The organism is Mycoplasmopsis cricetuli ATCC 35279 (assembly GCF_000526955.1).
Taxonomy (GTDB): domain Bacteria; phylum Bacillota_I; class Bacilli_A; order Mycoplasmatales; family Metamycoplasmataceae; genus Mycoplasmopsis; species Mycoplasmopsis cricetuli.
In genome coordinates this window covers 59,663-70,856 of the sequence record NZ_JAHB01000002.1, presented here as the reverse complement: position 1 = coordinate 70,856, position 11,194 = coordinate 59,663, and the positions used below count along the sequence as shown (strand labels likewise).

8 protein-coding genes are annotated in these 11,194 nt (G+C 25.3%); 1 reads left to right on the top strand and 7 read right to left on the bottom strand.

Translation table 4 applies throughout. The features are described 5' to 3' along the window. The first annotated feature begins 173 nt into the window (after positions 1–173). Complete coding sequence (pepF, locus tag U744_RS0101190) at positions 174–2,015, top strand: oligoendopeptidase F (RefSeq protein WP_051449488.1); 1,842 nt, start codon at positions 174–176, stop codon at positions 2,013–2,015. A 54-nt stretch (positions 2,016–2,069) separates the two neighbouring features. Here the strand turns inward: pepF and uvrC are convergent, their stop codons facing one another. The 7 genes from uvrC to U744_RS0101150 form a co-directional block, all read right to left on the bottom strand. After that, positions 2,070–3,830, bottom strand: a complete 1,761-nt coding sequence (gene uvrC / locus U744_RS0101185) for an excinuclease ABC subunit UvrC (protein ID WP_025755289.1) — start codon at positions 3,828–3,830, stop codon at positions 2,070–2,072. A 92-nt stretch (positions 3,831–3,922) separates the two neighbouring features. After that, entirely contained in the window at positions 3,923–5,194 is a 1,272-nt protein-coding gene (glyA, locus tag U744_RS0101175) for a serine hydroxymethyltransferase (protein WP_025755288.1), read from the bottom strand. Positions 5,195–5,212: 18 nt separating this feature from the next. Next, complete coding sequence (locus U744_RS0101170) at positions 5,213–7,372, bottom strand: phenylalanine--tRNA ligase subunit beta (RefSeq protein WP_025755287.1); 2,160 nt, start codon at positions 7,370–7,372, stop codon at positions 5,213–5,215. Beyond that, positions 7,372–8,034, bottom strand: coding sequence for a uracil-DNA glycosylase (locus U744_RS0101165; RefSeq protein ID WP_025755286.1), 663 nt, complete (start codon positions 8,032–8,034; stop codon positions 7,372–7,374). The genes U744_RS0101170 and U744_RS0101165 overlap by 1 nt, the downstream gene beginning before the upstream one ends. Continuing rightward, positions 8,024–8,977 carry a phenylalanine--tRNA ligase subunit alpha gene (pheS, locus tag U744_RS0101160; protein WP_036431665.1) on the bottom strand — a complete coding sequence of 318 codons (954 nt, stop codon included), beginning with the start codon at positions 8,975–8,977 and terminating at the stop codon, positions 8,024–8,026. Before pheS ends, U744_RS0101165 begins: the two co-directional genes overlap by 11 nt. Positions 8,978–8,979: 2 nt before the next feature. Continuing rightward, entirely contained in the window at positions 8,980–10,191 is a 1,212-nt protein-coding gene (locus tag U744_RS0101155; protein ID WP_025755284.1) for a replication-associated recombination protein A, read from the bottom strand. 78 nt (positions 10,192–10,269) lie between these two features. Then, positions 10,270–11,193, bottom strand: coding sequence for a hypothetical protein (locus tag U744_RS0101150; protein ID WP_156921606.1), 924 nt, complete (start codon positions 11,191–11,193; stop codon positions 10,270–10,272). Position 11,194: the final 1 nt, after the last annotated feature.

The following is an 11,194-nucleotide window of genomic DNA, read 5'->3' as shown; positions in this document are numbered from 1 at the left end:
AAAAATTAAATTTCTAAAAAAAAAAAAAAAAAAAAAACATTTTTTCAACTTCAAAATTGACAGTTTATTATAAAAAATTAAGAAATTTTTAATTAAATTTTATTAATTATTAATTTAATATAATTTAACAAATATTAAACAACATTTAATAACTAATAATAACTAAGGATTTTATGAATAAAAAAATTAAACAATATAGTAAATACAATCACATTCCAAAAAAATATCGTTTTGATTTGGATGATATTTTACAAGGAAAAACAATTGAGCAATTAATTGATGAATACAAAATTATCTTTCAAAAAAGAATTATTATAAAAGACTCAAAATACAATTCAATTGAAAATTACTTAGAAGATATTAAACTTCATGAAAAATTAACTTTACTTGAATATAAAATTCATAATTATATTTCAAATCATATTTCAACTAATGTAGTTGACCCTAAGTTCAATAAATTGTCTCAAGAATTTAATTTTTTAAATCAACAATTAAGTGATCAATTTGGTTCTGAAATAAATCGTTTTGAATTGCATATTGAAAAGATTAAACTTTGAAAAGAAAATACAAAATTAAAATCATACAAACATCACATAGAAAATGATATTTTAGAATTAAAGCACAAATTAAGTAATGAAATTGAAGAATATGCTCAGCAAGAAGCATTTGGATCTCCTTCACTTACTAAAATTTTTTCAATTTTAACAAATAGTGAACTTGATTATGGAACAATTGTAAGTTCAAAAGGTAAAAAATATCCTTTAAATCCAACTAACAGAATTAAATTTATGCAATCAAATGATTCACAATTAAGAAAGCAAGCTTACAAAAATTATATTCAAGCTTTTTTAAAACATAAAGAATCTCTTGCTAATATTTTATATCAGCATTTTAAAACATTAACTGTACATGCTAAATTGCGCCATTATGATTCAACAGTACAAATGCTTACCTATAACGATAAAGTTTCAGATCAGATTTTACAAAAATTATATTCACAAGTATCAGTTCAAAAAAATATATTATTAAAATATAAAAAATTTCGTGCTAAGTTTTATAAAATTAAATTTAATGAAAAATATAACAATTGAGATTCTAAACGCAAATTAGTTAATGTAAAAAGTGAATATTCAATTGAAGAAGCTAAAAAAATAGTTCAAAAAGCTTTAGCTCCTTTTGGTAAAGAATATATTGAACAAATTAACAAAGCTTTAACTGAAAATTGAATTGATTTTTTGCCAGCAAATTCCAAAAGAAGTGGCGCTTACTCAATTGGAAGTTCTTATGGAATCGATAAAAAATATATTTTAATGAATTTTAAAGGGGACTTAGATAGTGTTGAAACTTTAGCGCATGAACTTGGACATTCAATGCACTCATACTTTTCAGATACAAGACAAGATTTAATTAATAGTAATTATCCAATTTTTCTTGCAGAAATTGCATCTATTTATAATGAATTAATGTTATTTGATTATCTATTAGAAAATTCAAATAATATTAAACTAAAATTTCAGATTTTAGAAAATATGATTGATGGTTTTGTAGGAACTGTGCTTCGTCAAGTAGAATGATCCAATTATGAATATGAACTCTATAAAGCAATTGAACAAGGAACTGCCGCGCCTAGCTTTGAATCTTTAAGTAAAATTTATTATCAAAATAGTTTGAAATATTCATTAAACAAAAATAAAAAATACTCACAAGAAAACACTTTTGCTAGTATTTATGTACCTCACTTTTATTATGATTTTTATGTGTACAAATATGCCATTGGTCAATTGAGTGCAAACTATTTTTTTGCTAAATATAAACTTGAAGGTGTTGCTGTTTTAAATGAATATATTGATAATTTTTTAAGTGCTGGTTGTAGTGATGATCCAATTAATATTTTGAAAAAATCTGGAATTGATTTGGAAAGTGATCAATTTTATAATCTTGGATTTAAATATTTAAAAAATCTAATTGATCAATATGTTGACTTAGGAAAACAAATTTTTAAAATAAAAAAATAGTATTTCACAAAATTTACAAATAAAATTAAATAAAAAGAGTGTAAAACTCTTTTTTTATTGTTGTTTTTGTCATTTTTTTATTGCTGCTGCTACTTTTTTTGAAACTACTTGACTTAATTCCTCAAAAGATGCATTATAAATTTTTGAATAACTTTGAAAATGAGCAATTAATTTTTTTTCACTTTCTACTCCAACTCCTTTGATTTGAGTTAATTTTAATTCAAATGAAGAATTACGATAAATTTTGTTGAAATAACTTTTAGCATATTCATCAACTTTAATTTGCATGTAACTTAACAAGTTGTAAAGATTTTGGTTTGTAATTTCAATTTCAGATCCATCTTTTAAAACAATTGCTCTTGTTTTATGATGATCATTTTTTACTAATCCTATTAAATTTATTTGTTCATAATTAAATTGTTTATGATTTGCTAATGCTTTTCTAAAAGCGCTGATTTGCGCTTTAGAACCATCTACAATAAACAAATCTGAAAAATCTGGATGAGCAAAAAATTCTTTATTAATAGTTAAATAAGTATCAACAGTATAAAACATATATTCTGAATCTGAATGTTTGCCATGTTTTAATGAATCAATATTTTCTAATCTAAATTTTCGATTTAATGCTGGAACTTCAACACCATTTGCAAAAGCCATTCCAACACCAGTAATAAATGAATTGTTTAAATTAGAATTATCAAAAATATAAATCATTCGAGGAATTTTTTTTAACCTTAAAAGAATTTTCAATTGTTCTAATGCTAACATTTTTTGTTCTTTTTGCTCTTGAATTAAAGTAAATTTATTTTTAATTGCTTCATCATTATTGATATTTGCAAGATCAATTAAATTTTTTAGTTCTCCTTTTTTAGGAAAAATTATTTTGTTTACAAATAAATTTTCAAGTTCAACATTTTCATATTGATTGTCTAAAATAATATTTTTAACTGGTTCATTTTTTTTATAATATTCTTCAAACATTGTATCAATATTTTTGCCCAAATGACCTAAATCTCAAAAGAAAAAATACTGATGTGAAGTTTGAATTCCAAAACGATAACATACCAAAAAAACATGAACAATGTCATTTTTAATTTTTACTGAAAAAATATCAATGCTTTTTAAATTTGAAATTTCAGAAACTTGTTTTTCTTTCATTTCTTGAAGCAACTTGATTGAATCTTGATATTCTTTTGCAATTTCAAAATTCAGTTGCATTGCCGCTTGATCTCGTTTGTGTTCTAGTTGTTCAATAAAATTTTTATTTTTAAGTTTAAGTACATCAATTATTTGTTGATATGTAGTTTCAAGTAAATTGTTATCTCATTTAACAATTGGTAATCCATCTTTGTATAAAAATAATCTTTGTAAAATCTTTACAAGTTCACGTCGTTTGTATTTTGCAGTAATTGGACCATAATAAAAAACATTTTTATGTTTATGATTAATTTTATGAACAGTATTAATTCCTAATTTATTTGTAAGCAAAATTTTTATGTAACTATAATTTTTATCATCCAAAAGTAAAATATTATATTTTGGTTTATACTTTTCAATGTAATTTTTTTCAAGTAACAAAGCATCTTTTTCATTTTTACAAACAACAAAATCAATGTCTGCAATTTTTTCAACCATTTTGTAGGTTTTATATGAATTAACACCACCTTTTAAATATTGATTTACTCGATTGCGCAAATTAACAGCTTTTCCAACATAAATAACTTGCTCGTTTTGATCTTTTCAAAGATACACTCCAGGTTTTTGAGGAATTGTTTTTAATTTTGTTGTTAATTTATCATTGTTAACTAAATTCATATATAAATTATAATATAGTTAAATCTTGTTTTAAATAGTTGTTTATTTTATTGTAAAAAATGAAAAAGCAAATAACTTTTTCATTTTTTAATTTATTCAAAATAACTCTTTTTAATTGGAAATTCTTTTAACATACCAATTACTTTGTTTTTAAGTCTATTTAACTTAATTTCTGCAATTTTACTGCTTTGTGAAAGTTCGACATAATTACGTAAAGTAAAATCAATAATATCACAAAGTTCTTCTCATTTAGTAAATCCTCTGCTTGTCATAGCTGCAGTGCCAAGACGAATTCCACTTGAAATAAATGGGGATAAAGTATCAAATGGAATTGAATTTTTATTAATAGTTATATTAATTTTTTCTAAAATAGTTTCAGCTTGTTTTCCAGTAATATTATAAGTTTTGTGTACATTTATTAAAAATAAATGATTATCAGTTCCTCCTGAAATTAAAATTGCTCCTTTTTGTTTAAAAGCTTTTGCAAATTTTTTAGCATTAGCTACAACTTCTTCTCCATATTTTTTAAATTGTGGATCAAGTGCTTCATGAAAAGCTACTGCTTTTCCAGCAATTGCATGAAATAATGGACCTCCTTGATATCCAGGAAAAACTCAACTATTAACTTTTTTTGCAATTTCTTCGTTGTTAGTCATAATAATTCCACCACGAGCACCACGAAGAGTTTTATGAGTTGTTGATGTGATAATATCAGCATATTTAACTGGTGAAGGATGTACTTTAGCTGCAATCAATCCAGCAATATGTGCAATATCAGCTAATAATTTAGCACCACATTTATCTGCTATTTCACGAAAACGTTTAAAATTAATTTTTCTTGGATAAGCTGAATACCCGCAAATAATTAAATCTGGTTTTTCTTTAATAGCTTGTTCTTCGATTGCATCATAATCTAAATATCCATCTGGGCCAACATCATAAGTGATTGAGTTGTAAAAAATTCCACTAAAAGAAATTTTGTATCCATGAGTTAAATGACCTCCGGAAGACAAGCTAAGTCCCATAATTTTTCCCTTTTCAGGTACAACTGAAGCAATTGCAGCAGCATTTGCAACTGAACCAGAATATGGTTGAACATTTGCATATTTAACATTAAAAATTTTTTGCAAACGTTCAATAGCTAAACTCTCCACAATATCAACATTTTCACAACTACCATAATATCTGCGTCCAGGATAACCTTCTCCATATTTGTTTGTTAAAACACTTCCTTGAGCCTTTAAAACATCTTCTGAAACATAATTTTCTGAGGCAATTAACTCTACATGATCATTTTGACGTTTTAGTTCATTATTAATTGCATTTTGCACTAATGTATCGTGTAATTTAATTTTTTTATACATACTTTACCTATATTTATTTTATTTATTATAAATGTTAACCAATTTTTCTATTTCTTTATTATTTGCACTAATTCTCAAAGTAATAAATTTAGTATTGGTCTTTAAATTATGAAAACTATCAATTTGTTTAATTTGAAAAATTTCAGCCTGAGTGTGTAATAAGTTTACTTGTTTTTGAATATGTTCATGAAGTTTGAGTTCAAATGTCAAATCAAGTATTTTTAAAGGTTCTAAATTAACCAAAGAAAATTTTAAAATATTTGTTTTGTCTTTAATATGCATAAATTCTGCATAGTAAGCATCTGTTGTATCAAATTGTGGATGTAATTTTCCAATTCAACCAATCATTTTATTTTGATACATAATTTTAGCTGAAACATTTGGATGAATTTGATCATTATTGTTAAAAGGAACAAATTGAACTTCAAGAGCAAGTAAATCTAAGATATCCTTGCTAAATATTTCAAAACTCTTAGTAGTACTTGCAAATCCTACCACTAAAATATTATCATTAATCATTCCTGATTCAAAAATATCAATATCAGTTAACTTTCGTTTTTGATTGTATTCAATAACTTCCTGAAGTGAACTCACAATTGAATTTCGTATCATTTCTCTTTCTTTAGAAACAAAAGTTACTAAAGGAATACTTTCTTTAAATTCAAAAGGATTAAAAGCAGATTTAGTTTTTGAAACTAAAGTAAAAGTTTTTACTTCATCATATCCTTTAAAGGAACATAAAGTTTTGAAATTATTTATTTCATTAATAACAATTGGATTATTTTTAATTGATTTTTCTTTAAAGTTATCATATGAATAAAATCGAAAAATTTCTTCAATAATATCAGGAAAAATTTCAATATCATAGCGGTAATTAGGAATTAAAATAGAATTTTCGATAAACTCAAAATCTAATCTCTCAAGTTGCTTAATAGCTAATTTAAACTGATCTATATTATTTGTACCTGCATAAAGTTTTAACATTGAAAAATCAAAATTAATCGCTTTTTTAGGGAGCTTTTCTTGTTTTCCTATTACTGATGAATAAAGTAAACCATTGCAATTATTTTGTAAAAATTCTATTCCTCTGTGTGCTATTTCTTGTGAAATTGGACGTGATCCTTGCATCCCTGAATTGGAAAGCATTTTGATTTCTTTATTGTTATGACGAATTGCAGCACTATTAAATACTCCAACTTCAAAAACAAATGTATTGCTATCTAAATCAACTTTGGTTTGTTCAAGACCCATAGTGCAAGCAAGTGAAATTGCTTTTTCTTCATCAAAAATAGTAAGAACATTATTTAATTCAACTTCTTTGTTTCCTAAAATAGTTGTTTGTCCTGAAAAATAATCACAATATAAATTGTTTTTTATTTTTTGACGATCATAAACATGTGCTGGAGCTCCTGTTTCAATTAAACATAAATTAGTTAAATTTACCGCTCAATTAAAATTTGTATCAATTTGATGTTTTGCAAGAAGCATTTTTTCTTCTAAAGTGGTTTCTTTTACTCCTTTAACTTCAAAAAACATTAGTTCTTGTGCTTTATTTGCAGTTGATGTAATTTTTGTTTGTAAATTTGGAATAATATTAAGTTTAGGAAATTCAACTTTACAACCATAATAAGCTCCCAACTCCTTAGCAATAGTGTAGTAACTATTGGCATCATTACGATTGGTTGTTGGGGAAATTTCAACTATTAAATCATCAAGACCTAATTTAACAATAGGATCCTCATTTAATAAAGCAAAGTTTTCAGGCAATACTAATATTTCATCTTTATTAGTTAACAATGAATAATTGTATCCAATTTCACTTCATGATGCTAACATTCCTTGTGAAGGATAGCCTTGCAAAGTAACTGAAGCAAAAACCTGTTCTCCACGACTGGCACCTTCAGGAAAACAAATTGTCAAATCTCCTTGTTTTAAAACTTTACTTTTAGTTTGAATAGTAATTTTTTGATCAGCTAATTGTAGTTCAACTACATCAAGTTTTGGAGCATTAGGATTATCATAAACTTTTAATACTTTTGCAAATTTTAATCCCTTAACATTTGAAAAAGCACTCACTGATTCAACTTCAAAACCTAAGTTATTTAAGTCTTGTTCAACTGAAGAAGTTAAAGATATGTCTGGAAGATATTTATTTAAATGTTTAATTGATAAAATCATTATTCTCCTTGTTTTAATTCCCAATTAATTTCAGTTTCATTTAATGAATTTAAAATAATATTGGTCTTTTTAAAAATATTTGAACCCAAAAATCCTTTATTTGCTGAAAATGGACTTGGATGAGAAGTTTTTAAATAGTATTTTGGTTTTATTGAAAATGAATTAACAAAATTTTGCACTTCTTTACCTAAAGCAATTACAATCACATTGGGATTAATTTGTAAAATTAATTCACATACTACTTTAGTAAATTGATCTCAACCAATATGTCTATGTGCAAGTGCTTTACCAGCTAAAGTAGTTAAATAAATGTTTAACAATAAAACTTTTTGCTTTGCTCAACCTGAAAGATCATTAGTTTGCAATTTAATGTTAGGATACTCATTTTTAAGTTCTTTAAAAATATTTTGCAAACTTTGAGGTGTTAACTTGGACTTTGTAGAAAATGCAAGTCCGTCAGCTACTCCTAATTTATAGTATGGATCTTGTCCCAATAAAAGCACTTTTGTTTCATGCATTTGAAAAAAATCAAAAGCTCTAAACATATCAGTTTGAAAAGGAACAATATTATTAAACTGATCTTGTTTTAAAAAATTAAGTAGTTTTTCAAAATATGGTTTTTTTCCTTCTGAAACTAAAATTTTTAAAAAACTATCTTTCATATCTAAATTGTTTAACAATTCTTAAATCATTTTTGTATAAATCTCTAATATCAGCAAAACCATATTTAATCATTGTTACCCTTTCAATTCCAATACCAGCTGCAAAACCATTAAAATTCGAACTAAATCCAGACATTTTTAAAACATTAGGATGAAGCATTCCAGCTCCTAAAATTTCAATTCATCGATTTTGATAAAAAACATCAACTTCAACACTAGGTTCAGTAAATGGAAAATAAGAAGGTCGTAAACGAATTTTAATTTGTTCTTCAAGAACATATGAAAGCAGTGATTTTAGAGTTCAAATTAAGTTAGGAAAACTCACTTGCCCAACTGAAACAAAATCAACTTGACTGAATTGATGTGAGTGAGTTGCATCGTCTTCATCATTTCGATAAACTTTTCCAATTGCAAAAGTTGACACTTCTTTATTGCTATATTTTTCAAGTACAGTTGCAGTTACTCCAGTGTTGTGGGTTCTAAGCAAAGTTTTTGAATTGATATACAAAGAATCATGCATTGCGCGAGCTGGATGATTTTCTGGAATATTTAAACGTTCAAAATTGTACAAATCAGACACAATTTCTCCAGATGATTGTTCATAATAACCATGAGTGTAAAATCAAGTTCGAAATCTATTTTCAACAAGAGAAATTGGACTAAGTGACCCACTTTTAGACATAGGTTTGGTTACATCCACAAATTCATTGCTAAGTTTTTGTTCAATTTGGATTTTTTTTAACTTAATTTCTGCTTGTTCAAAAAAATTTTGATATGTTTTTTTTAATTGATGAATTTGCATTCCTAATTGTTTTTTTTGTTCGGCAGAAACTTTTTTAATTTGTTGTTGCAACAAATCAATTTCACCATTAGATCCATAAATTAAACTTTTACATTTTTTGAGATCTTCTAAATTGTTAATATCATCTAGTGTAAACTTCATAGTTATCTCCTTTGTTTTATATTATGCCAATAAGATGACAGTTTTTGTTCATAATCACTTGATCCAAATTCAAAAAATTTGTGATTTAATATTTCTTTTGGTAAATAATCTTGATTTACTCAATTGTCTTTAAAATCATGTGGATATAAGTACCCAATTCCATCTCCTAATTTAACAGCTGATGCATAATGAGCATCTTTTAAGTGTTTTGGAATATTATAAATTTTACCATTTTGAATGATGTTTAAACTATTATTTAAAGCTTTATAAACTGAATTTGACTTAGGTGAGAGTGCTAGCTCAATTAATGCATAAGTAAGTGGCAGTAATCCTTCAGGAGATCCCAAACGTTCATAGGCTTCAATTGCTGTTTTAACCTTTAAAGCAAGAGTAGGAGAAGCCAGTCCAACATCTTCATAAGTTGCAGCTAACATTCGACGAAACAATCCATCAAAATCTCCACTTTGAATAATTAAATGCCCATAATAAAGAGTGGCATTTACATCACTTCCTCTAATTGATTTATGCAAAGCTGAAAGATTATTATAATGAGAACTGCCATTACGGTCTGAATAAAATTTAATATTTGGAATGATAATTTTTAAATCTTGTTCATTGACTTGTTTATCTGCACTTTTTAAAAGTGAAAGCATTTGTAAATTATTTAAAGCTGTTCGATAATCACCTGCACTCATTTGAGCTAATTTTTCTAATAATTTTTTAGTAATTTTTAAATCTGGAAAATATTTTTGAATGTTTTTTTCAAGACCAAAGATAATTTCAGTTTCGGTTAATTTATTAATTTGTAAAATTTGCATGCGACTTCTTAGAGCTGGATTAACCTTAAAATATGGATTTTCAGTAGTTGTTGCATATAAAATGATTTTGTCATATTCTAAATAAGGAAGTAAAATATCTTGTTTGTCTTTGTTTAAACGATGTATTTCATCAATAATGATAATTTGTTTGCTATTTAAAATATCCAATAACTGTTTTTTTAAATCAGTAGCTGCATTAAAAAAACCATAACTTAATTTTAAATCATTAGCAAGTGCAATTGCAATTGAACTTTTTCCTGTCCCGCTTTCACCAAATAATAAAAAACTAGTTGTTATTTGTTTTTTAACAACTTCTTTTAAAAGTATTTTAATATGCTCTTGTCCAACAATATCATCAAGAGTTTGTGGGCGAATTAAATTAGCTAAATTTTTCATTATTATAATTAATGTTTTAATTATAACTTTTTTATAAAAATAAAAAAGGGAAGGCATCCCTTTTTATGTTATTCAATATTAAGAGCTTTCATGGGCATGTTTAATAATTTGATCATAGTTATATTTTAAATACATAAAATTATGAGCAAAAGCATATGGCTTGGAATCTTTCAAACTTCCTAAACTTCCATACTTTAAACTGGCGATTTTAAAAAATTTGTCTGTATCTTCTTTTGCATTTTCAGTTTCTGTTATATATTTACCATTTAAAATATCAAAAACATATGATTTAAAAAAATTATTTTTAATAGCATAATCAACTGTATAAAGTAACATTGAAATTTTAATAACTATTGGTCCAAATTTAGTTAAATCATTTGTAACTGAATTGTCAAAATCTCAAACTTTAGTTTTAGAATCAAATGGAGCTATTTTTTCTTTGAAAAATTTTTTTTGTATGTCTTTTCTTAATTTAATAAGTTTGTTTTTAGTTGCTCTTTCAAAACTACTTAATTGATCATCATTTTCAAAATTTTCAGGGACTTCTTCTGGAATTTTTATTTCAATAAATTTTCCTAATTCTTTACCTTTTATTCGAGTTATTATTGGAATTTCATTTTTATTTGGAATATAATTTTCATAAGGAGATTTAGTTTGTCAAAATCTTTTTAATATTTTTAAACTATCATTGTCATTAATTGATTCAGTAAAATTAAGTTTTACTTTTGCTAAATCATTTAACAATTGTTTTTCAATATTAAGTTGATTGGATTTAATATCATTTTTATCTTTATCATTAATTTGATTATCGATTTGTTCTTTTTTATTTGTTGAATTATCTGCGCTTGTTTTTTCATCAACAGATTCTTTTATTTGAGCTGCAGACTGATTAGGAGTTTTATTTGAGGGGGTGTTTTCTTTTGAAATTTCACATCCAGCTGCACTAACAGTGCTCATAACTGAAGTTATCAAAAATAATCTCATCCACTTGTACTTATGCATT